Raw genomic sequence first — 20,860 nt, 5'->3', positions numbered from 1 at the left:
TCAATACATGAACCCGACGCCAAGATTAAACTGATCCGTACCGCCGTTGACGGCGTTCCAATTCGCCATGTAATCAGCCTTCAAGGCGACCTGCGGAATCGGCAGGTACGAGATGCCGGAGGTCCAGGTATTGCGGTCATTCGCCGGATTGGCCGCAAAACCGGACGGCATGCTGCGCTGGGTGTTAAAATCTTCGAATCGGCTAAAGAGAACCAGGTCCTGTTTTGTCTCTGGCCATAGATGATAGAAGAGATGGTACGCCGCTTCCGCATACCAACCGATCATCTCAGTCGCCACGAAATTGGTAAAAGTGGCGTCGGTGGCGACGCGAACGGTATTAATCAATCCCGCATCAGAAAGATGGCTGTAGACAAAAATTCCGTCCAGGTCGAATCCTTCGACGCTATACTTCGCATCCCCTTCCATAAGGGCCAGAAAACCGCCATCAATCGTTGCATTCCCCTGACCGGTATTCGCTGTGAAGAGGGAACTGCCCAAACGAAAACCGGGCAATCCTCGATACTCGAGTCGACCCGCCCCGCCGAAATCGCGACCAGGCGCCTCTCCGACATGACCCCTGCCCCCTCGAAGACCGGTACTTCCGGTAAATCCGGTCGCATTGAGACTTGAGAGGCCATACAGTTCGTAATGAAAATCGCCAAGGCTACCGTAGAGCCCCGCGCCCCCCTCCTGCCATGTCGTCGGGATCAAGACTCGATAAACCTCAGGTCTCTCCACGCTGTAGAAAAGCGGTGGCTCGTGATGCTGGTTAATCACCCCCATAGGCACAAGGATACTCCCTGCCCTAAGATTCAGTCCCGGCCGGTGAAGGTAATCGACATAAGCGAATTCAAGCTCCGGTTCCGTAAAGGCATGCTCGAAGTCAAGCTCCGTCCTGAAATTCCATTTCTCGGTAAAATCATATCCGAACCCCAAAACCATCCGATGAAAATCGATATCATCATCGACTGACCCGATCCGATTATTGTAGTGAAGCTCACCATAGCCAAAGAGATGAAACCGGTCCCAGCGACTTGTAGGATGCCCTTCCCCTGCCGCCACCTCTTCTTCTGCCAGCTCCACCTTAGGCACAGCGTTGGAGGCTGTCTCAAACAAAAACAAGAACCCCATAAGCCCCATAAAGGCGCACGATATCCTTATTCTTTTCATAGCCCCTCCTTATCGAAACTGATTTTGAAAATCATTTTCATTTAAAGTCACGATTGGATAACTGGAGGAGAGAGAGGTGTCAATAATTTTATTTGATCAACGCGATAAAAATTCTGTAACTGATTCGTAAAACTCTCTCGATTGATCAATCATCGGCCAGTGGCCGGATCCTTTGAAACAGCGATTGGCCAGGGAATAAGCCTTTAAAAAATCAACCGACTCCTGAGGGGCGCTTTGATTCCCCCAAAAGTAAATCTTTGGGCACCGAAGGGCCGCAAATTCCCTGCCAGAGAGATTATCTCCTGTTGCCTTGACCCCGGACCTCCCCCATCCCACCAAGCCCCGTGGATCAGAAAACCGGAGGCTTGCGAAATATCTCTGAAGCGACTCATCGTCTCCAGACCTTCGGTAAATTTCCCTCAAAAAATCGTGGTAAAATTTCTCCGGTGATGCCGCCTTCGCCGCCAATCCACTAAAGAAGGTATCGGATCTCGTCAGATTTCCTTCAACACTGATATACCCGACAACCTGCGAATGGAGCCTCTCACAAATCCAGGTTCCAATCACACCCCCGAGCGAATGGGCGACAAGACAGATCGGTCTCTTTCTTGAAAATTTTTTGATGACCCTTGCAAAAAGTTCGGTGACCGCTGGTAGAGTGGAAAACTTTTTTTGATAAGGGCTCACACCGAACCCTGGAAAATCAGGAACAAACAGATTGAATCTTCGCGCTAGTGGCGAAGAAAAGGCCTCGCGAAAACTGAGTCCCGATTCCCCAAAGCCATGAATAAACCAGAGATCAGCAGTCGCCTTTCTTACTTTTGAAGTGCGTAGGAAGAGATTCTCAAAGAGGAGGATTTCCACGACAAAACTATTTCCTTGTTTCGATTGAGATTTTTTTCAGGCCCACTTGAGAGGCGATATCCATGAGACGAACAAGCCCGCCGGTGGTGGAACCTTCATCCGCCTGAAGAATGACACGAGGCTGGTCTTCCTTTTTGGCAAAGGGTTGAAGCTGCTCCTTCAATGTTTCCACAATAACTGGCTTGTCGTTCAAGTAGATCTTTTCGTCACGTGTCAGTGTCAGGACAATCTGTTCTGTCTTTTCCAAACCGGTTCCCGACTGGGCCTTGGGTAGATTCACCTTGAGCGACTGGATATTGCTGTACTGAGCGGTGATAATAATAAAAATGAGGAGGTTGAACATCACGTCAACAAGAGGTGTCGTGTTAATCCCCTCTTCTTCATTTTTGCGAAACCGGCGGAAGGCCATCTCACTCCTGCTTGATTAAATCAACGATCTTCAATGAAACCTCTTCCATCGCGAAAATGAGACGATCGATTCTTGACATAAGAAACCGATAAAAAATCGTCGCTGGAATAGCCACAGTCAGTCCGGCAATCGTTGTGTAAAGGGCCTTATAAATCCCATCGGCGATCATCCCGATATTGGTCACCTCTCCAATCTCAGCAACACTCGTAAAAAGCTGGACCATCCCCAAAACCGTCCCCAAAAATCCAAGCATCGGAGCGACAGAAATTGTTGTGTTCAGGACAGGGAGATAACGTTCGAGATGGTTGGTTTCTCTCTGACCGACCTCACTGACGATCTCCTTGATCTGCTCTCGACTTTTTCCGGCATTCTCGAGTCCTGTCTGAATGATCCTTGCGAGAGGGGAATCAACCTTTTTACAAAGAGTAATCGCCTCGGGAAGCTGATTCCTGCGAACAAAATCCTCCAGCTCAACTGAGAGCCCCTTCGGAATGATTTGACTGGAGCGAAGGCTCCACAGTCGCTCGAGAAAAACTGCCAAGGCGAGGATAGAACAAATGGCGATCCCATACATGGTCCAGCCGCTGACTTGGAAGAAATAAATCAGTTTTTCAAACATATTAGGCTGAGCCAACTGTGGGGGCTTTCTTAATCCTTTCAAGAACAGTCATACGCAGAATTTCCTTACGTTGCTGGAGACTCATGAGATAAGAGTCACCTTCCCACTGAGAGTGGGTTACCTGAATAATTTCATTGCCGATCTGGAATTTACCCAGCAGGATTGAATGGCCTGGGCGCACTCGTTCTTCAAAAAACTCGGAGTTAAAATGAGACGCGACGTCTCGTTCCGACTTCCTTGTCTGAATTTCCTCTGGTGCTATTTGAGAGGCTAACCACTTTCGCAACAAAATGGGCAGCTCCAACCAACCAGTAGCCACAACCCGTCTCCTCTCTTCCCCCTATTCTACGACGAGCGTTCCGCGCATCCCCTGAGCCAGATGACCCGGCATATCACAGATAAAGGGATACCGCCCTGCATGACGCGGATAGAGCAGAACCACCCCTTTCCCCTGCCACGGAATCACCTGCTCGATCTCTTCACCCATCCCAAGGATCTCTATCTCATGCTCAACTTCACCACGATTTTCAATAAGAATTTTTGTCGCCTCCCCCGTTTTTAGATGAATTTCTCGTGGTTCAAAAAAATAGTCCCCCGCATGCATCTGGATCTCCTTTTGATCTGCCTCTTTTAAGAAGCCAACGGTTGTTGCCCCCTCAATGACTAAATCAGACCCAAAGGCGAGGAAAAAACCGACCAGGAGCCCCATCGTGGCGGTCATATGGGCCCCTTTAAGCTTCCCAAGATGAATCAATTCACCCACGATATAGAGAATCGCCCCTGCCGCAAGGGAAAGAAAGAGAGTCTCAACCGGCTCAGAGGTCCACTGACTCCCCACAAAGGTACCCAGAAAAGTAGGCCCACCTCCGATAAGACCAAGAAGTATCACAAACAAAACTGAAGGACGATGATTCGACAAAGGACCGGCGATCCCAAAACCTTCCGTCGCATTGTGAAGGGCAAATCCGATAACGAGAAGATAACCCAGCGACAAGGCGCCACTGGCAAACTGCTGACCAATCACAAGCCCTTCGCTAAAGTTATGAAGACCAATGCCAACAGCGATCATCAGGGCCAAATGAGTTGGCGACTTTGGCTGACCTCCATTCTGCCGAATCACAAACGCCTCGAACCCAAGGAGACTCAAGAGAGACAACGCAAAACCGGCGACAAAAATAAGAACCAGAGAGACGACATCAGATACAGAGCGGTAACCTAGAATAGTCAGCTTCATCGCCGATTCAATCTGTTCGATGACATGATAGGAGATCTCGACAAAGAGATAGAGGAGAATCCCAACAGACGCAGCACTTAAGAAAAGACGAAGACGATCCGATACCCTTAAAAAAACAATCGGGAGTCCGAGATAAATCGTGAAGCCAGCAATAGCCCCTCCAAAAAGAATTGTTCCCAGATCGATATCAAGCATCTCTTTGTCCTCGCTGTCGACATCTCTGACAAAAACCGTAGAGCTCCATTTTATGATGAATTAACTGAAAACGATAATTTTTGCAGACCTTTTTCTGAAGTTCCTCGATCCGATGATTCTCAAACTCAATGATATCCCCGCACCGCACACAAATGAGGTGATCATGATGCCTGTCTGTCAAATGCTCAAATTTCGCCTTCCCTCCCCCAAACTCCCTCTTGAAGGCCAAACCAGACTCTGTCAGTAATTTCAAGGTCCGATAAACAGTCGCATAGCCAACCGTTGCATCTTTTTTTCGAACAAGCCCTAAAAGCTCCTCGACAGTCAGATGCTGATGTTTTTGAAAAAACTCGGCGACAATCAGGTCTCGTTGCTTGGTCGACTTGAGACCATGGTCTCTCAAATAGCGGCGGTAGTTTTCGATCTTGGATTCCATATGAAAATGAATTTCAATATCGCTTACGGGCAAACAGGGGGCTTGTCAATTGTCGTTTAATGAGCAAGCTTCTGATATTCTTCCATCGCTTGAGGGAGCAGCTTTTCGAGGTTTTTGGCCCTCTCGCAGGAACCGGGGTGGCTGGCAAAAAGACTCGTCTTGTCGCCCCGCCTCTTACAGGCCCGGTACCACAGATCCACCGCTGCTTTTGGATTGTATCCGGCCTTTGCCATATAAAAGAGACCGATCTGATCCGCCTCAGACTCACTCTTGCGACTGTAGGCAGGGATAAAAACATCGATCCCCTTGGAAATCACTTTTTGAAAAAGATCCTGAACAATACCGCTTCCTGTGGTCCCAACAGCGATCGCTGCAGCCTGGCCGATGACCGCAAGACTCATATTACGACTCAGAGACTCTGTCACATGCCTCGCAGTGGCATGGGCGATCTCATGCCCCAGGACAGCAGCAAGCTCGTCTTTTTCCGATCGCGTCACCAACCCTTCCTTAGGATTAAAAAGACCGCTATAGACCATCACCTTCCCTCCAGGGGCACACCAGGCATTCACAATATCCAGATCGGCATAATGGGTCTCGTAAGGAAAATTGGGGAAGTGAGAAATCGCAGCGATCTTTCCGGTTATTTCCCGGATGAGCCTCGTCATCTCCGGATCGGCCTCCTCGTCGATCGCCTTTTTCTTTTTTTTCAGGGCACGAAGTTGTTGATGAATGACCTGCTGCCCTAACTTGATATCATCATTCAAACCATACCAATTATAGGTCTTCTTGCCGGTCACAGCGTCTTTGGCACAGGAAAAGAAGAAGAGACAAATCAGGAGTAAGATAACTCTCCTAACGGAGATGTTCTTTAATTTCAGAAATAATTTCCGGATCATCCCAAACGCGGGGTCCCACATACTTTTTGAGAACAGTCCCCTCACGATCAATCAAATAACTTATCGGCAGATGAGTCACACCATATTTCTCTGCAACCTCCCCCTTCTGGTCCAGAAGGATAACGAGCGTCAAGGGAGTCATTTTTAAAAATTGCTGAATCGAGCTCCACGTGTCATCCACACCAATGGCAATGACCTCAAAACCGTCTCCGATCCTCTCATTCAGCCGATCCAGAGAAGGCATCTCTGCAAGACAAGGAGGACACCAGGTAGCCCAAAAATTAAGCAGGACCAGCTTGCCCCTATATTCCTGAAGGCTCACGGAGTTCTTCATGGAGGGGAGGGAAAAATGAGGGACAAGATCCCCTTTTTGAAGCCCCCCTCGTTCTTCCAGAATCACCAGAAAATAGACCACCAGGACGATGGCCACAATGATAAAGACAAACCTAAGCTTTATGATCCTTCCTTTTTCTGCCCCTTGCGACGGAAGATTCCCCATCCCTTCTTTTCTCCCTTTTCCTTCTCCACTTTTTCTTTAATCTTCTTCTCCTTCGGAGCAGATTCCGCCTTGACTTCCTTTTCAGCCGCTTTTTTCTCGATCTTCTTCTCAATCTTTGCCTTCTTCTCCTCTTTTTTCTTCTCTTTCCCTTTCTCGACCTTCGGAAGCTCATACCCCAGATATTCGAGCAACGCCATCGGGGCCCCATCTCCCCGTCTAAAACCGAGATGCATCAAGCGGGTATAGCCACCCTGCCGATCCTTAAAACGACCCGCAAGACCATCAAAAAGTTTCTGGAGCGCAACAGAAGAGGTCAGCGCCCTCGCTGCCTGACGCCGCGCCGCCAGATCCCCCTGCTTGCCCCAGGTGATCATCCGATCGGCTAGACCTCGAAGCTCTTTCGCTTTTGCGAGAGTCGTCTCAACTCTCTCATTCAAAATAAGAGAGGTGACCATATTGCGAAAAAGCGCCCTGCGATGAGCCGCCGTCCGACCGAGTTTTCGATGATCGACCAGATGCCTCATAGAATCCTTTATTCAATCTCTTCCTTCGGTTTTTCTTCTTCCTTGGGAAGACCCCATCCCTCAAGCTTCATTCCAAGACCCAGTCCCATTTCAGCAAGGATCTCTTTAATTTCATTCAGAGACTTACGACCAAAATTCTTCGTCTTCAGCATTTCGGCCTCAGTCTTCTGACAAAGTTCGCCGATATAACGAATATTGGCATTTTCAAGACAATTGGCGGATCGTACAGAGAGTTCCAATTCATCAACGCGTCGATTCAGGTTTTCGTTAAAGGAAGGCTTCTGCTCTGCCATCTCCTCGATCACAGGTTCCGGAATCTCTTCAAAATTGATAAAAATCTGGAGCTGTTCCTTGAGGATCTTTGCCGAAAAGGCCAACGCATCTGACGGCGAAACAGATCCATCTGTCCAAATCTCCATGCTCAAACGATCATAGTCTGTCATCTGACCAACACGGGCATTCGTCACCATATAATTGACTTTCGTCACAGGGGAATGAATGGAATCGACCGCAATCATCCCAATAGGGTCTTTTTCCGATTTGTTTCGATCGCCCGGCAGATATCCCTTGTTCAGCTTGACCACCATCTCCATTTTGAGACGACCGTCATTGTTCAGAGTCGCCAGATGAAGATCGGGATTCAAAATCGCCACATTCTCACCGGTCGTGATATCCCCTGCCTTGACCTGCTTTTCTCCTTTAACCTCGAGATGAATCGTATCCTGATCACCAGAGTGCAATTTGAGTCGCACCTGTTTCAGGTTCAGGAGAATGTCAGTCACATCTTCCACAACACCAGGAATTGTTCCAAACTCATGTAAAACACCGTCGATCCGGACATTCGTGATAGCAGCACCCTGGAGAGAGGAAAGCAGGATCCTTCGAAGGGTATTTCCTAAAGTTTGACCAAAACCTCTCTCTAAGGGGCGCGCAATAAAACGACCATAAGTGGGCGTTCCCGTCTCCTTTTCAAATTCAAGAAGTTTTGGTTTAATCAGGTTTCTCCAATTTCGGTACATGTGACCTCCTTAAATCTATTTAGAATATAACTCGACTATCAATTGCTCCTGCATCGGAAGCGTTAACTCTTCTCGAGAAGGCAAACTCTTCACTCGTCCCACAAACTTTCCCTTATCCATTTCAAGCCATGAGGGAATCCCTCGTCGCTCAATCGACTCGAGTGAGGCGACCACTTGAGGAATCTGGCGACTCTTCTCCCTCAACATGATCTCATCCCCCGCCTTCACCTGATAGGAAGGGATCGTCACTTTCTTCCCGTTGACAAGAAAATGTCCATGCTGAACAAACTGCCTCGCCTCATTCCGCGAACTACAAAAACCGATCCGGTAAACCATGTTGTCCAATCGTTTTTCCAGCAAGAAAAGCAGGTTTTCGCCTGTAATCCCCTTCAAACGAGAGGCCTTGTAAAAGGTATTACGAAATTGACCCTCCAACAATCCATAGAGACGGCGCACCTTTTGTTTTTCACGTAGTTGGGCCCCATATTCCGATGGCTTGCCACGCCGCCGCTGTCCATGCTGACCAGGGGCATATTCCCGGCGCTCAATCGCACACTTATCGGTGTAGCAACGCTGTCCCTTCAAAAAAAGCTTAAGCCCTTCTCGACGACAAACCCGACATGCTGAATCCAGATATCTTGCCATTTATCTTCTCCACATCCTTTACACCCTCCGCTTCTTGGGAGGACGACAACCATTATGCGGAATCGGAGTCACATCCCGTATCGACAACACTCTGATCCCCGCTGTTGACAGGGCACGTAAAGCCGACTCTCGACCCGCTCCAGGCCCCTTGATCAAAACGGAAACTGTCCGAACCCCATGCTCTACAGCAACTCTCGCCGCATCGGCAGAAGCAATCTGGGCTGCAAAAGGAGTACTCTTTCGAGACCCCTTGAAACCTTTTGCCCCCGCAGAGGACCAGCAAATAACGTTTCCGACTGGGTCCGTTATTGTCACCATCGTGTTGTTAAAGGTTGAGCAAATATGAACAATGCCCACCGGAATATTTTTCTTCGCCTTACGTTTCTTCTTTGGCTTCTCAGCCTCCGGAGTCGTAACAGCCGCTTCAGTCTCAACCTTCACAGGTGCAGATTTTCCCATAATGTTTTATCCTTTAATTGGGACCCGGCGCCCTCTTTTTGCCGGCAATCGCAATCCTCGCACGTCCTTTTCTTGTCCTTGCATTTGTATGAGTTCGCTGCCCTCGGGCCGGCAATCGATTCTTGTGACGCAAACCCCTATAGGCCCCCAAATCAATGAGCCGTTTAATGCTCATCGAAATCTCTTTCCTCAAGTCACCTTCAACACGGTAATTGGATTCAATCGTCTCACGAATCTTCGCCACCTGCTGATCATTCAATTGATCTGTCTTCAGATTTGGGTCAATGCCGACTCGGCCAAGGATCTCACCTGCTGTAGCCCACCCAATCCCATAGATATATTGAAGGGCCACAACTATCCTTTTCTTGGAGGGAATATCAATGCCGGCAATTCTAGCCATCGTTATCCTTGTTTCTGTTTATGCTTCGGGTTTGAGCAAATAACACGCACAATCCCTTTGCGCCGAACAATCTTGCACTTCATACAAATCTTTTTTGCCGAAGACCTTACTTTCATAAAATTGACAACACCTCGCCCCCCTGGGGGGTCAAAGCAACCGTATGTTCAAAGTGGGCAGACCGCTTACCATCTGCCGTGACTGCTGTCCAGCCATCTTCTAAAATTTTAACTTCATGGGTTCCAAGGTTAAACATCGGCTCCAGGGCCAATACCATTCCTGGAGAAAGCCTAAGGCCTGTATGAGGAAGTCCAAAATTGGGCACCTGGGGCTCTTCGTGAAGCTGCCGACCAATACCATGGCCAACAAAATCCCTGACAACGCCATAACCATGGCTCTCCGCATGCCTCTGAATCACAGCGGCAATATCACCGATCCGATTCCCAGCCTGGACCTCTTGGACCCCCTTTTCCAAGGCCTCTTTTGTCACCTGAATCAGCTTTGCCGATTCCTCGTCAATCTTGCCCACAGGAAGCGTCTTGGCGGCATCCCCATAATAACCCTCAAAAATCGCCCCGCAATCGACCCCGATAATATCCCCTGCTTTCAGGACTCGAGAGGAAGGGATTCCATGCACAATTTCTTCGTTCACAGAGGTGCAAAGGGTCGCCTGAAAGCCTCGGTATCCCTTAAAGGCCGGTTTCCCACCCAGTTTGCGAATCTTTTCCTCAGCCATTCGATCGAGATCCTTAGTGGTCATCCCTGGTTTAATTGTCTCCTCCAAAAGCATCAAAACCTCCGCAACGATCCTCGATGCCGTCCGCATTTTTCCGATCTCTTCTGCTGACTTCAAGACAATCATCGACTCAAAACCTGAACAAGGGACTGAAAAATTTCTTGGACATCCCCTATTCCCTGAATCATCACCAACTGACCTTTATCTCGATAGTAACCAAGAAGAGGGGCTGTTTCATTTTCATAAACCCGAAGTCTTTTTCGAACAACTTCTTCTCGATCGTCATCTCGTTGACGAAGCTCCCCTCCACAGCGATCGCACTTTCCTGCCTCTTTTGGAGGTTGAAAATGAATCTGATAAGTCTGACCACACTGGCCACACTGTCGACGCCCCGAAATCCTGCGCACCAATTCTTCAGCATCAACCCCAAGCGAGAGAACAATATGTTTTTGTCTCAAACTCTTTGCCTGGGCCAGATTCCTTGGGAAGCCGTCCAAGATATATCCCTGGCGACAATCCGTCTCTTTCAATCTGTTCTGAACAAGATCGACAATCAGTTCATCGGGAACCAGTTTCCCTTCCCTCATATATTTCTCGGCACTCTGACCCAACGGAGTCCTCGCCTCCCGGGCCGCCCGCAGTATTTCCCCTGTCGAAATATGGGGGAGCTTCAAGTGCTCGGACAAAAGCCGAGCCTGTGTCCCCTTTCCTGCCCCTGGCGGGCCAAGCAAGACAATGCTCATTCGCGTCGCCCTCGAAATTTTCCTCCCCCCTCTCCTAAAAGTCCTTCGTAATGACGTGACAAAAGATGCGCCTCGATCTGAGCCAACGTGTCCAAGGCAACACCAACCACAATTAACAGCGAGGTCCCTCCAAACGTATACGCCAGAGAGGAGGGGATCCCAAATTGATTGATTAACATCTGTGGAAGGACACAAATAGCTGCTAGATAAAGGGCACCGCCCAAGGTGATCCTCGCCAAGATCTTATCGATATAATCCGAGGTGCTCTTTCCCGGACGAATACCCGGGATGAATCCGCCAAACTTCCGGATGTTCTCAGAGACATCCACAGGATTAAAAGTGACTGCCGTATAGAAGTAGGTAAAAAAGATAATCAGGGCTACGTATAAAATGTTATGAATCCATCCTAATCCAAAAATAGAGGCGAACCCCTGAAGCCGCTCATTCGGAATAAACTGTGCCATCGTCGCTGGGAAGAGGATCAAAGAAGAGGCGAAAATCGGCGGGATAACGCCAGCGGAGTTGATCTTAAGAGGCAAGTGGGTGCTTTGTCCCCCGTACATTTTCCTCCCAACAACCCGCTTCGCATATTGAATCGGAATCCGTCGATGAGATCGTTCGAAAAAAATAATAAAGCTGATAATAAGAAAAATAAAACCGACAAGGAGGAGAAAACCGAAGAGACCGGCAAACTGATCCTTAGTCGCCCAAGCATCCCTAAAACCACCTGGAATTTGGGTCACAATACCAGCGAAAATAATGAGAGAGATCCCATTTCCTATTCCTCGCTCCGTTATCTGCTCCCCTAACCACATAATGGTACAGGTCCCTGCAGCCAAGGTAATCATTGTCATCAAGTAGAATGAAAAGCCCCCGACCCCGGGAAGGACAACCCCTTGTTTGGCCAATCCAAAACTGATCCCGAAACCTTGGACCAGGGAAAGAACCACTGTCCCGTAACGTGTATATTGTGTGATAATTCGACGCCCCTGCTCTCCCTCTTTTGAAAGCTTTTCGAGTGTTGGAACCGCCACCGTCAGCAGTTGCAGGATAATTGAGGCGCTGATGTAAGGCATGATCCCAAGGGCAAAAACAGAAAATCTCTCGAGGGCGCCTCCTGAAAAGAGGTTGAAAATATCAAAAACGGTGCCTCGTTGAATAAGATTGCTCAGGGCAGAAACGTCAATCCCGGGGGTTGGGACAAAAACGCCGATCCGATAGACCGCCAGAAGGGCCAAGGTAAAGAGAAGGCGCCTTCGCAATTCGGGAACTTTTGCGACGTTCACAATCGGCAAAGCCATCAGGAAACCACCTCAAACCTTCCTCCCGCTTCTGTGATCTTTTTCTGAGCCGACTCCGAAAAGGAATTTGCCTTAACAACCAGGGAAACTCCCAGATCGCCTTGTCCCAAAATTTTGATGCCCAATTTCTTTCTTTTGACGAATCCTTGCTCAAAAAGAAAATTCTCATCAACCACCGACCCCGCAGGAATATCCTTGAGATCCCCTACATTCACAACAGAATATTCTTTCCTCGAAAAATTAAAAAACCCCCTCTTGGGAAGACGACGAATCATGGGTGTCTGCCCACCCTCAAATCCACGCCCCTTGGGCCCTCCAGCGCGCGACTTCTGTCCTTTATGACCGCGAGTCGAGGTCCCTCCATGCCCGGAACCTTCACCTCGACCAACGCGCTTTCTCTTTTTTCTCGCCCCTTCTGGGGCAACTAATGAACCCAGATTCACAGGGAACCTCCCCTTAATCTTTGATATTCTTCACGCTGCTGAAGCTGCTTCAAACCATTCACAGTCGCCTTAACGACGTTCTGCGGATTATTCGTTCCAATACTTTTCGTCAGAATATTCCTAAGACCTGCCGATTCCAAAACAGCACGCACCGCACCGCCGGCAATAACACCAGTCCCTTCAGAAGCTGGCTTCAAAAGTACCATCCCTGCACCATAAATTCCCATCACTTCATGCGGGATGGTGCCTCCAGCAGCCATTGGTACGTCAAAAAGTTCTCGTTTCGCCTTCTCAGTTCCTTTTCGGATCGCCTCGGGAACCTCGCTCGCTTTTCCTAATCCGATACCGACTCTCCCATTATGATCTCCGATAACCACGAGAGCCGAAAAACTAAAACGGCGCCCTCCCTTCACTACTTTTGCGACACGTCGGATATCAATAATTCTTTCAACAAACTGTGATGTTTCTGCACTTATCAAAACTTTAACCCTCCTTCTCTAGCCCCTTCAGCAAAGGCCTTCAGACGTCCATGATAAATATACCCACCTCGATCAAAAGTCACATTCTCAAACTGTTTCTGACGCGCCATCTTGGCAAAAAACAACCCAAACTCACGTGCCCCCTTCACATTCCCGGCTATTTTTTTTGAGAACTCCTTCGACTTCGAGGAAAGACCGAGAAGGGTCTTTTTGTCATTATCATCAATCAGCTGGGCATAAAGATGCTTCAAACTCCTATAAATGGAAAGACGAGGTCTTGAGGAGCTCCCGGATACTTTCTTCCGAATTCGGGAATGTCGACGATCTCTAGCTTCAGTTTTTGTTTTCATTACTTGCCTCCTCCGGCACCGACCACAGCCTTCCCAACCTTCCTCCGAATGATTTCACTCACGTACTTGATCCCCTTGCCTTTGTAAGGTTCAGGTGGCCTTAACTTTCGAATTCGCGCCGAAGTCTCTCCCACAAGTGCCTTTGAAACCCCTGAAACCTGCAACTTAACCTGTTTTTCCACTTGGATCTTGATCCCCTGTGGAATGGGAAATATAACAGGATGAGAGAAACCGAGTGTCAGATTAAGAGTATCCCCCTTGACCTCAGCACGGTAACCGACACCATTGATCTCCAGCTCTTTCTTAAACCCTTGTGTCACCCCGTCGACCATGTTGCGTATCAAATTACGCATCAACCCTTGTCGCATCCTCGCCTCTCGGAGCTCTTCCTTTGGAGAGACAGTAAGAACCCCCTCTTTAAGGGCGATCGTCGTCATGGAGTCCAGCTCTTGCTGCAACTTGCCCAAAGGCCCTTCAACAAGGACCCTGTCCCCCTGAACCGCTACCTTCACCTTCTCGGGGATCTTAATCGGTTGTTTTCCTATTCTCGACATAATCTTCCTTTTACCAAATGGTGCAAAGCACCTCTCCCCCTACCTTCTTTTCGCGGGCCTCCTTATCCGTCATCACTCCCTTCGATGTGGAAAGGATCGCCATGCCAATCCCGCTCCTGATGGTGGGAATTTCCGTATGCCCTTTGTAAATTCTCAAACCGGGTCGGCTTGTTCGACTTAAATTTTGAATCAAAGGCTTCCGACGTCCGACATAGCGAAGCTTCACCTCGATCCAACGATCTCCCTTTTCTCCCGTTTCTTCGCGAACATCACCCAGGTAGCCTTCTTTCTTGAGAATCTTGATAACCTCAAGCTTCAACCGAGAAAAAGGAACACGAACCTCGTCATGTCCCGCCTTCTGGGCATTTCTGATTCTTGTCAACATATCACTCAATGGATCCGTCATGAAATCCTCCTACCAGCTTGCTTTCGTAACCCCAGGTAATTCACCGGCAAGCGCCTTCATCCTGAAGCAAATACGGCACATGCCAAACCGGCGCAGATAACCACGGGGTCGACCACAAAAATGACACCGAAAATAGCCTCTGACCTTGAAACGGGGTTTCCTTGTTGCCTTCACCCTTAATGAAGTCTTTGCCATGTTTTAGTTCTCCCTAAAAGGCACTCCCAAAAGACGAAGAAGCACCTTGGCCTCTGCATCACTCTTTGCACTCGTCACAATAGTCACATTCATTCCCCAGACCCTCTCAATCTTGTCATATTCAATTTCCGGAAAAACAATCTGTTCTGTAATTCCCAATGTATAATTTCCCTGACCGTCAAAACCCTTTGGAGAAACACCATGAAAGTCCCGCATTCTCGGAAGGGCGACATTGATCAAGCGATTCAAAAACTCAAACATCATCTTTTTCCTCAAAACAACACGGCATCCGATCGGCATCCCTTGCCTCAATTTGAAATTCGCAATCGACTTCCGCGCCCGGGTGACTGCCGGCCGCTGACCGGTGATCAAGGCCATTTCCTGAGCAGCGTGATCCAGAACCTTCTTGTCTTGAGTTGCCTCCTTAAGACAAGTGGAGACCACAACTTTTTCAAGTCGCGGAACCCGCATCCAATTCTCAATCGCCAACTCTTTTTGAAGTTTCGGAAGACATTTTTCCTTATAAAATTTCTCAAACGACATATTAAGCAAATACCTCCTGACACTTGCGACAAAACCGGACCTTCTTTCCACCATCGATCACTTTAGAACCAACCCGCACCCCTTTGGAACATTTCGAGCAGTAAAGCATCATTTTTGAAACATGAATCGGCGCCTCTTTCTCAACAATACCTCCCTGGCGAAGTTTGGCTGTCGGTTTCTGATGCCGCTTGACCTTGTTAAGCTTTTCCAAAAGGGCAGAGCTTTCCCTCGGGAAAATGGCAATGACCTTCGCAATCTTCCCCTTTTCTTTTCCAGTCGTCACAATAACGTTGTCACCCTTACGAATCATTTTATAAAACCTCCGGAGCTAACGAGATAATCTTTGTGAAATTCTTAGCTCGCAGTTCCCGAGCCACAGGACCAAAAATACGAGTTCCGATCGGCTCGCCTGCCTGATCCAGAAGCACCACTGAATTATCATCGAAGCGGATATAAGAACCGTCACTCCTTCGATATTCTTTGGCGCACCGGACTATCACTGCCCTCTTGACATCTCCTTTTTTAACCTTTGAATTTGGCAAGGCCTCCTTGACAGAAACCACAATGAGATCCCCCAGGGATGCATACCTCCTGTAGGAGCCTCCCAAAACGCGGATGCAGAGAAGTTTTTTCGCGCCTGAATTATCCGCCGAATCACAAACTGTTTCCGTCTGAATCATTAAGCCTGCCCTCCAGCTTCAGCATAAGCCTTTTTCAAAACCTTTAGAATTCTCCACCTCTTTTCACGAGACAAGGGACGGGATTCTTCGATCAATACCTCATCTCCAGCTTGCGTCTCATCACTCTCATCGTGAACCTTGTATTTCTTCTGTTGAAGAACAACCTTCCCTGTCCGCAATTCAGGCGTACGTCTTTCAACGATAACAATGGCGGTTTTCTGCATTTTATGACTAAGCACACGCCCTACCTGAGTTCGACGACTCATTGTTTTTCCCTCCGAATTGTTAAAATTCGAGCAATCTCTCTCCGAATCTGGCCAAGACGAGCTGTTGAGGCGGTCGTGCCCATACGTACCTTCAATTGAAGTTCGCCAAGCTCCCGACGCAAATCTCTCTCCAAAAGGATAAGCTCCTCTGGTTTCTTCTCTTTTATTTCACTCGCCTTATGCATGATCACACTCTCTCTAAAATTCCCTGAATTTTTCTCTTGTAATAAAATGGGTCAGAACGGGGAGTTTGTCGGCCGCCAATTTTAAGGCAGCGTGCGCCTCACTCGCCTCCAGACCTTCCAGTTCAAACAAGACCCGTCCCGGCTTCACAACTGCTCCCCAGCCTTCAACAGATCCCTTCCCTTTTCCCATGCGTGTTTCAGCAGGTTTTTTCGTAATCGGTTTATCAGGGAAAATTCTTATCCAAACTTTCCCGCCCTTCTTCATAAAACGAGCCATCGCCAGACGACTCGCCTCAATCTGCCGGGCTGTGACAAGCCCACGCTCAAGGGACTGAAGACCATAATCACCAAAACTCAAACGGAATCCTCGAGTCGCATTCCCACGAATCCGACCCTTCTGCAGCTTCATAAATTTGAGCCGTGCCGGTTGTAACATTTATTTCACTGCCTCCGCTTCCTGTTTTTCAATTCCTTTTCCAAAAACGTTTCCTTTGTAGATCCAACACTTCACTCCAATCTTCCCATAGGTTGTGAGCGCCTCTGCCTGTCCATAATCAATATCTGCCCGAAGTGTATGAAGAGGAACCCTCCCCTCCCGATACCATTCTTTCCTTGCGATCTCAGCCCCCGCAAGTCGCCCACCACACTTGACCTTGATACCCAAGGCACCAAATTTCAGAGCCTGTGTTACCGCCTTTTTCATCGCTCGACGAAAGGCAATACGCCGCTCGAGCTGCATGGCAATATTTTCAGCGACCAACTGCGCATCGAGTTCTGCCTTTCGAACCTCATGAATCGTCACATCAATATCTCCCTGAATCAAAGAAGAGAGCTCCACCTTCAACGCATCAATCCCTGTCCCCTTTTTCCCAATCACCAAACCAGGGCGTGCCGTGTGAATTTTTACCGTAATCTTTGAACCACGTCTCTCGATCTCAATTCGAGACACACCCGCATGAGACAACTTCTCTTTAACAAGCTGACGGATCTTGACATCCTGAGCCACATACTTGGCGTAGTCTTTCCTCGCATACCATTGAGAATCCCAAGTACGCGTTATCCCTAATCGAAATCCACGGGGGTCCGTTTTCTGTCCCATTTACTTTTCCTCCAACACAAGAGTGATATGACTTGTTTTCTTATTAACCCGAGAAGCACTTCCACGAGCCCGCGTCATAAAACGACGCAACGTTGGTCCCTGATCAACATAAACGAATCGAACAAACAGATTATCCAGATCCATGCCACCCTTCCGATCCGCATTTGAGACCGCCGAGCGAATCAGCTTGGACATATCCTTGGCAGAGGAAACAGTCAGAAAAGCCAGAAGATCAAGCGCCTCCTGCACCGGCTTTCCCCTAACCTGATCTGCCACAAGACGAACCTTCCGTGGGGCGACACGAAAATGACGGAGCTTTGCTGTAATCTGTGCCATCGATTAAGCCCCTCCCTGTTTCGGAGCTGCTGCTGGCGCACCAGCGGGAGCGGCTGCCGCTCCAGGAGCCCCGCCTGCAGGAGCTGCCCCACCTGCTGCAGGAGTCTCAGCCTTCCGTATCCCGGAGTGCCCCTTGAATAAACGAGTCGGCGCAAACTCTCCCAAATGATGCCCCACCATATTCTCCGTCACGAAAACAGGAATAAACTTCCTCCCATTATGAACCGCAAAGGTCAGACCCACAAAATCAGGTGTGATCGTTGAACGTCGAGACCAGGTCTTGATCACCTTGCGACTCTTGGAATCAAGCGCACCCTTCACTTTGTTCACCAAATGCTCGTCAACAAACGGTCCTTTTTTTACTGAACGTGGCACTACTTACCTCCTCTATAATTTGGCCCTGCGATCTCTAACAATAAACCTGTCGGTTCGTTTATTATGACGGGTCTTGAACCCTTTCGTCGGTGTCCCCCATGGTGATGACGGGTGATTCCCCCCTTTGGATTTGCCTTCACCACCGCCATGAGGATGATCGACAGGATTCATCGCGACACCACGCACCTTAGGCAGTCTTCCCAACCAACGCATCCGTCCTGCCTTTCCAATCACAATATTTTCATGATCCAGATTTGAGACTTGCCCAATGGTCGCCCAACAGTCGAGATCGACCTTCCTCACCTCTCCCGAAGGGAGTCGGATCTGAGCCTCTTCTCCTTCTTTCGCGATCAGTTGGGCCACAGAGCCGGCGCTCCGTACAAGCTGACCCCCACGACCGGGATACATTTCAATATTATGAATTCCCGTTCCCACAGGAATTCCACGAAGAGGAAGATGATTTCCGACTTCGATTTCCGCATCAGAACTTGCAACGACCAAAACTCCAACTCGAATCCCTTCAGGGGCAAGGATATAAGATTTCTCACCGTCCTGATACGTCACAAGAGCAATAAAGGCGGATCGATTTGGGTCATATTCAATTGAAGTAACACGACCAGGGATGGAGCGCTTCAAGCGACGAAAATCGACCATGCGATAACGCCGTTTATGCCCTCCACCAATCCAACGCATCGTCACTCGCCCGGTATTGTTCCTCCCCCCGGTTCTGTTGATCCCCTCCAAAAGCCCCTTTTCGGGTCTTGTGGCCGTCAGGGCAGAGAAATCAAGCGACGTTTGAAATCGGCGATTTGGCGTATACGATCTGTAAGATTTAATACCCATTATGCCTCCACTACTCAGCTTCCAACATTTCTATCTTTTGGCCTTCCTTCAGGGTAACGATCGCCTTTTTCCATACAGGCTTCTTCCCTGGGTAACGACCAAAGCGTCTCTTTTTTTCAGGAACCTTAATGGTCCGAACAGAAACAACATTCACTTTAAAAAAATCCTCAACCGCCTGCCGAATCACCGGCTTGCTCGCATCAGATGCCACCTCAAAGGCATAGCGAGAGTGCGCCCTTTCCATGACAGATTTTTCTGTCACAACAGCACGATGGATTATTTCATGAACCGGTCTCATGAGTATCTCTCCACAAATCGCTGAAAGGCCTCTTTCGTCATCAAGAGATGGTCATAATGAAGGAGGTCTTTGACCGAAAGCGCCTCCCAATGAGCCCCTTTAAATTTCTCCAGATTGCGAATCGATTTTTCAAGATTCAAATTCTTTTCGGAGAAGACGAGAAGCCCTGATGGGGCTCCAAACTTCTCAAAAAGCGTCTTCATCTCCTTCGTCTTTGGCTTCGGGAATGTCAAAGAATCCAAAAGCCACAACTTCCCTTCCGCCTGTTTGGAGACAACAAGATCACGCAAGGCCCCATCCCGAATTTTTTTCGGAAGAACAGAAGACCAATCCCTCGGTTTGGGCCCAAAGGCACGGCCTCCACCGACAAAAAGAGGCGCCTTGATATCTCCATGGCGCGCCCGACCGGTCCCTTTCTGTCTATAGATCTTTCGCGTACTCCCAGTCACCTCATGCCGATTTTTCACGCGAGAATTCCCCTCACGCTGATTCGTCAGCTGCTGAACCACCACCTGATAGATCAGACCATTCCGAGGCCTGGATGAAAGAAACTCCGGAGCCGCTACCTGGCCAACCTTTTTCTTCTCCGAATTGTAAACTTCGAGCTGCATCTTTATCCCTTCCTTAAAATGACAACCCCTTCATTGGGTCCTGGAACAGATCCCTTTAAAAAAAGCAGATTGTCACGAACCTCAACAACCTCTAAATTTTTTGTTGTCACACGCTCGTGGCCCATATGACCGGGCAGTTTCATATTCTTAAAAACCTCTCCTGGCGAAGTTCTCTGACCAATAGAACCGGTTGTACGATGAAAACGCGAACCGTGACTCGCCGGTCCCCCCGCCTTCCCATGCCTCTTGATAACACCCTGAAACCCTTTTCCTTTCGAAACTCCCGTCACATGGAGTCGATCTCCAGCCTTGAAGATCGCTGCGGTCACCTGATCTCCCACCTTTAACTCCTCCTCCGGGGCAACTCGAAACTCACGAAGATACCGACGTTTCTTGGTCGCACCAGACCATCCAATCTGAACAGAATCATACCCCTCATGACCCTTCGTCTTGCGCTGAACCACCTGACAAGGACCGGCCTCAAGAACGGTAACCGGCACCACCTCTCCCTGATTCGAGAAGAGCTGGGTCATCCCTTTTTTTCTTGCAATAATCCCTTCAATCATCTTTGCCCTCAATTCCTCACTTCATGGCTCACAGCATCTTGATTTCGACCTCAACACCAGCCGAAAGCTCCAGCTTAAGCAGGGCATCGACCGTCTGTTGAGTCGGTTCCAGGATATCCAGGAGCCTTTTATGGGTCCGAATCTCAAACTCCTCACGTGATTTTTTATCCACATGAGGGGACCTCAGAACACAGTATCTCTCAATCTTCGTTGGAAGCGGAATCGGCCCGGCAATATGACCTCCCGTACGACGAACCGTTTCCACAATCTCCGACGTTGATTGATCGAGAAGCCTGTGATCAAATCCCTTCAATCTGATTCGGATCTTTGGACCTTTAAATTCTTCTTGTGCCATAAAAAAATCTTCCCTTTACTCAATCACTTCCGCTACCACTCCTGCCCCGACTGTATGTCCTCCCTCTCGAATCGCAAATCGGAGCTCCTTATCCATCGCAATCGGCGTGATCAACTCAACCTCCAAACTC

At 48.8% G+C, this 20,860-nt stretch carries 39 protein-coding genes; all 39 read right to left on the bottom strand.

Going from position 1 to position 20,860, the window contains the following annotated elements; genetic code table 11:
- Entirely contained in the window at positions 1-1,170 is a 1,170-nt protein-coding gene (locus HYT76_09910) for a hypothetical protein (protein ID MBI2083862.1), read from the bottom strand.
- A gap of 96 nt (positions 1,171-1,266) precedes the next feature.
- Positions 1,267-2,034, bottom strand: a complete 768-nt coding sequence (locus tag HYT76_09905; protein ID MBI2083861.1) for an alpha/beta hydrolase — start codon at positions 2,032-2,034, stop codon at positions 1,267-1,269.
- 7 nt (positions 2,035-2,041) lie between these two features.
- Positions 2,042-2,443, bottom strand: coding sequence for a biopolymer transporter ExbD (locus HYT76_09900; GenBank protein MBI2083860.1), 402 nt, complete (start codon positions 2,441-2,443; stop codon positions 2,042-2,044).
- Position 2,444: 1 nt separating this feature from the next.
- The gene (locus HYT76_09895; GenBank protein MBI2083859.1) at positions 2,445-3,062 is read right to left on the bottom strand and encodes a MotA/TolQ/ExbB proton channel family protein; all 618 of its coding nucleotides are present in this window, start codon (positions 3,060-3,062) and stop codon (positions 2,445-2,447) included.
- Position 3,063: 1 nt separating this feature from the next.
- The gene (locus tag HYT76_09890; protein ID MBI2083858.1) at positions 3,064-3,381 is read right to left on the bottom strand and encodes a hypothetical protein; all 318 of its coding nucleotides are present in this window, start codon (positions 3,379-3,381) and stop codon (positions 3,064-3,066) included.
- 21 nt (positions 3,382-3,402) lie between these two features.
- On the bottom strand, positions 3,403-4,491 hold the full coding sequence (locus HYT76_09885; protein ID MBI2083857.1) for a cupredoxin domain-containing protein: 1,089 nt from the start codon (positions 4,489-4,491) through the stop codon (positions 3,403-3,405).
- Positions 4,484-4,927 (bottom strand): transcriptional repressor, encoded by a 444-nt coding sequence (locus HYT76_09880; protein ID MBI2083856.1) that lies wholly within the window; start codon positions 4,925-4,927, stop codon positions 4,484-4,486. The genes HYT76_09885 and HYT76_09880 overlap by 8 nt, the downstream gene beginning before the upstream one ends.
- Positions 4,928-4,983: 56 nt before the next feature.
- Entirely contained in the window at positions 4,984-5,823 is an 840-nt protein-coding gene (locus HYT76_09875; protein MBI2083855.1) for a M48 family metallopeptidase, read from the bottom strand.
- Positions 5,780-6,253, bottom strand: coding sequence for a TlpA family protein disulfide reductase (locus HYT76_09870; GenBank protein MBI2083854.1), 474 nt, complete (start codon positions 6,251-6,253; stop codon positions 5,780-5,782). The genes HYT76_09875 and HYT76_09870 overlap by 44 nt, the downstream gene beginning before the upstream one ends.
- A gap of 23 nt (positions 6,254-6,276) precedes the next feature.
- Entirely contained in the window at positions 6,277-6,846 is a 570-nt protein-coding gene (gene rplQ, locus HYT76_09865; protein MBI2083853.1) for a 50S ribosomal protein L17, read from the bottom strand.
- A gap of 8 nt (positions 6,847-6,854) precedes the next feature.
- Positions 6,855-7,865, bottom strand: coding sequence for a DNA-directed RNA polymerase subunit alpha (locus HYT76_09860; GenBank protein ID MBI2083852.1), 1,011 nt, complete (start codon positions 7,863-7,865; stop codon positions 6,855-6,857).
- A 15-nt stretch (positions 7,866-7,880) separates the two neighbouring features.
- Entirely contained in the window at positions 7,881-8,510 is a 630-nt protein-coding gene (gene rpsD / locus HYT76_09855; protein ID MBI2083851.1) for a 30S ribosomal protein S4, read from the bottom strand.
- 18 nt (positions 8,511-8,528) lie between these two features.
- Positions 8,529-8,969, bottom strand: coding sequence for a 30S ribosomal protein S11 (gene rpsK, locus HYT76_09850; GenBank protein MBI2083850.1), 441 nt, complete (start codon positions 8,967-8,969; stop codon positions 8,529-8,531).
- A gap of 13 nt (positions 8,970-8,982) precedes the next feature.
- Complete coding sequence (gene rpsM, locus HYT76_09845) at positions 8,983-9,369, bottom strand: 30S ribosomal protein S13 (protein ID MBI2083849.1); 387 nt, start codon at positions 9,367-9,369, stop codon at positions 8,983-8,985.
- Positions 9,370-9,371: 2 nt separating this feature from the next.
- Complete coding sequence (gene rpmJ / locus HYT76_09840) at positions 9,372-9,485, bottom strand: 50S ribosomal protein L36 (protein MBI2083848.1); 114 nt, start codon at positions 9,483-9,485, stop codon at positions 9,372-9,374.
- A complete protein-coding gene (gene map / locus HYT76_09835) occupies positions 9,482-10,228 on the bottom strand; it encodes a type I methionyl aminopeptidase (protein MBI2083847.1) in 747 nt (248 codons plus the stop codon). The genes rpmJ and map overlap by 4 nt, the downstream gene beginning before the upstream one ends.
- On the bottom strand, positions 10,225-10,845 hold the full coding sequence (locus HYT76_09830) for an adenylate kinase (GenBank protein ID MBI2083846.1): 621 nt from the start codon (positions 10,843-10,845) through the stop codon (positions 10,225-10,227). The genes map and HYT76_09830 overlap by 4 nt, the downstream gene beginning before the upstream one ends.
- Complete coding sequence (gene secY / locus HYT76_09825) at positions 10,842-12,146, bottom strand: preprotein translocase subunit SecY (GenBank protein ID MBI2083845.1); 1,305 nt, start codon at positions 12,144-12,146, stop codon at positions 10,842-10,844. Before secY ends, HYT76_09830 begins: the two co-directional genes overlap by 4 nt.
- Positions 12,146-12,589: a 50S ribosomal protein L15 gene (gene rplO / locus HYT76_09820; GenBank protein MBI2083844.1), complete on the bottom strand. Its 444-nt coding sequence runs from the start codon at positions 12,587-12,589 to the stop codon at positions 12,146-12,148. The genes secY and rplO overlap by 1 nt, the downstream gene beginning before the upstream one ends.
- The gene (gene rpsE, locus HYT76_09815; GenBank protein MBI2083843.1) at positions 12,586-13,068 is read right to left on the bottom strand and encodes a 30S ribosomal protein S5; all 483 of its coding nucleotides are present in this window, start codon (positions 13,066-13,068) and stop codon (positions 12,586-12,588) included. The genes rplO and rpsE overlap by 4 nt, the downstream gene beginning before the upstream one ends.
- Entirely contained in the window at positions 13,065-13,418 is a 354-nt protein-coding gene (locus HYT76_09810) for a 50S ribosomal protein L18 (protein ID MBI2083842.1), read from the bottom strand. Before HYT76_09810 ends, rpsE begins: the two co-directional genes overlap by 4 nt.
- Positions 13,418-13,972 (bottom strand): 50S ribosomal protein L6, encoded by a 555-nt coding sequence (rplF, locus tag HYT76_09805; protein MBI2083841.1) that lies wholly within the window; start codon positions 13,970-13,972, stop codon positions 13,418-13,420. The genes HYT76_09810 and rplF overlap by 1 nt, the downstream gene beginning before the upstream one ends.
- A 10-nt stretch (positions 13,973-13,982) precedes the next feature.
- Positions 13,983-14,378, bottom strand: a complete 396-nt coding sequence (gene rpsH, locus HYT76_09800; GenBank protein ID MBI2083840.1) for a 30S ribosomal protein S8 — start codon at positions 14,376-14,378, stop codon at positions 13,983-13,985.
- A gap of 9 nt (positions 14,379-14,387) precedes the next feature.
- The gene (locus HYT76_09795) at positions 14,388-14,573 is read right to left on the bottom strand and encodes a type Z 30S ribosomal protein S14 (GenBank protein ID MBI2083839.1); all 186 of its coding nucleotides are present in this window, start codon (positions 14,571-14,573) and stop codon (positions 14,388-14,390) included.
- A 3-nt stretch (positions 14,574-14,576) separates the two neighbouring features.
- The gene (gene rplE, locus HYT76_09790; GenBank protein MBI2083838.1) at positions 14,577-15,116 is read right to left on the bottom strand and encodes a 50S ribosomal protein L5; all 540 of its coding nucleotides are present in this window, start codon (positions 15,114-15,116) and stop codon (positions 14,577-14,579) included.
- Position 15,117: 1 nt separating this feature from the next.
- On the bottom strand, positions 15,118-15,426 hold the full coding sequence (locus tag HYT76_09785) for a 50S ribosomal protein L24 (GenBank protein ID MBI2083837.1): 309 nt from the start codon (positions 15,424-15,426) through the stop codon (positions 15,118-15,120).
- Between the two features lies 1 nt (position 15,427).
- Positions 15,428-15,796: a 50S ribosomal protein L14 gene (rplN, locus tag HYT76_09780; protein ID MBI2083836.1), complete on the bottom strand. Its 369-nt coding sequence runs from the start codon at positions 15,794-15,796 to the stop codon at positions 15,428-15,430.
- Complete coding sequence (rpsQ, locus tag HYT76_09775) at positions 15,796-16,062, bottom strand: 30S ribosomal protein S17 (GenBank protein ID MBI2083835.1); 267 nt, start codon at positions 16,060-16,062, stop codon at positions 15,796-15,798. Before rpsQ ends, rplN begins: the two co-directional genes overlap by 1 nt.
- The gene (rpmC, locus tag HYT76_09770) at positions 16,059-16,247 is read right to left on the bottom strand and encodes a 50S ribosomal protein L29 (protein MBI2083834.1); all 189 of its coding nucleotides are present in this window, start codon (positions 16,245-16,247) and stop codon (positions 16,059-16,061) included. Before rpmC ends, rpsQ begins: the two co-directional genes overlap by 4 nt.
- A gap of 13 nt (positions 16,248-16,260) precedes the next feature.
- Entirely contained in the window at positions 16,261-16,683 is a 423-nt protein-coding gene (rplP, locus tag HYT76_09765) for a 50S ribosomal protein L16 (protein MBI2083833.1), read from the bottom strand.
- A complete protein-coding gene (gene rpsC / locus HYT76_09760; GenBank protein MBI2083832.1) occupies positions 16,684-17,346 on the bottom strand; it encodes a 30S ribosomal protein S3 in 663 nt (220 codons plus the stop codon).
- A complete protein-coding gene (gene rplV, locus HYT76_09755) occupies positions 17,347-17,682 on the bottom strand; it encodes a 50S ribosomal protein L22 (GenBank protein ID MBI2083831.1) in 336 nt (111 codons plus the stop codon).
- A 3-nt stretch (positions 17,683-17,685) separates the two neighbouring features.
- On the bottom strand, positions 17,686-18,057 hold the full coding sequence (rpsS, locus tag HYT76_09750; protein MBI2083830.1) for a 30S ribosomal protein S19: 372 nt from the start codon (positions 18,055-18,057) through the stop codon (positions 17,686-17,688).
- Positions 18,058-18,069: 12 nt separating this feature from the next.
- Complete coding sequence (rplB, locus tag HYT76_09745; GenBank protein MBI2083829.1) at positions 18,070-18,900, bottom strand: 50S ribosomal protein L2; 831 nt, start codon at positions 18,898-18,900, stop codon at positions 18,070-18,072.
- A gap of 10 nt (positions 18,901-18,910) precedes the next feature.
- Positions 18,911-19,198 carry a 50S ribosomal protein L23 gene (gene rplW / locus HYT76_09740; protein MBI2083828.1) on the bottom strand — a complete coding sequence of 96 codons (288 nt, stop codon included), beginning with the start codon at positions 19,196-19,198 and terminating at the stop codon, positions 18,911-18,913.
- Positions 19,195-19,809 carry a 50S ribosomal protein L4 gene (rplD, locus tag HYT76_09735; protein ID MBI2083827.1) on the bottom strand — a complete coding sequence of 205 codons (615 nt, stop codon included), beginning with the start codon at positions 19,807-19,809 and terminating at the stop codon, positions 19,195-19,197. The genes rplW and rplD overlap by 4 nt, the downstream gene beginning before the upstream one ends.
- A gap of 2 nt (positions 19,810-19,811) precedes the next feature.
- Positions 19,812-20,375: a 50S ribosomal protein L3 gene (gene rplC, locus HYT76_09730; GenBank protein MBI2083826.1), complete on the bottom strand. Its 564-nt coding sequence runs from the start codon at positions 20,373-20,375 to the stop codon at positions 19,812-19,814.
- Between the two features lie 28 nt (positions 20,376-20,403).
- Positions 20,404-20,730: a 30S ribosomal protein S10 gene (rpsJ, locus tag HYT76_09725; protein MBI2083825.1), complete on the bottom strand. Its 327-nt coding sequence runs from the start codon at positions 20,728-20,730 to the stop codon at positions 20,404-20,406.
- A 15-nt stretch (positions 20,731-20,745) separates the two neighbouring features.
- Positions 20,746-20,860 (bottom strand): hypothetical protein (locus tag HYT76_09720; protein MBI2083824.1); only part of this gene is annotated, 115 nt, incomplete at its 5' end.

The organism is Deltaproteobacteria bacterium, from assembly GCA_016180845.1.
GTDB lineage: Bacteria > UBA10199 > UBA10199 > JACPAL01 > JACPAL01 > JACPAK01.
This window is presented reverse-complemented; position numbering and strand designations above follow the sequence as displayed.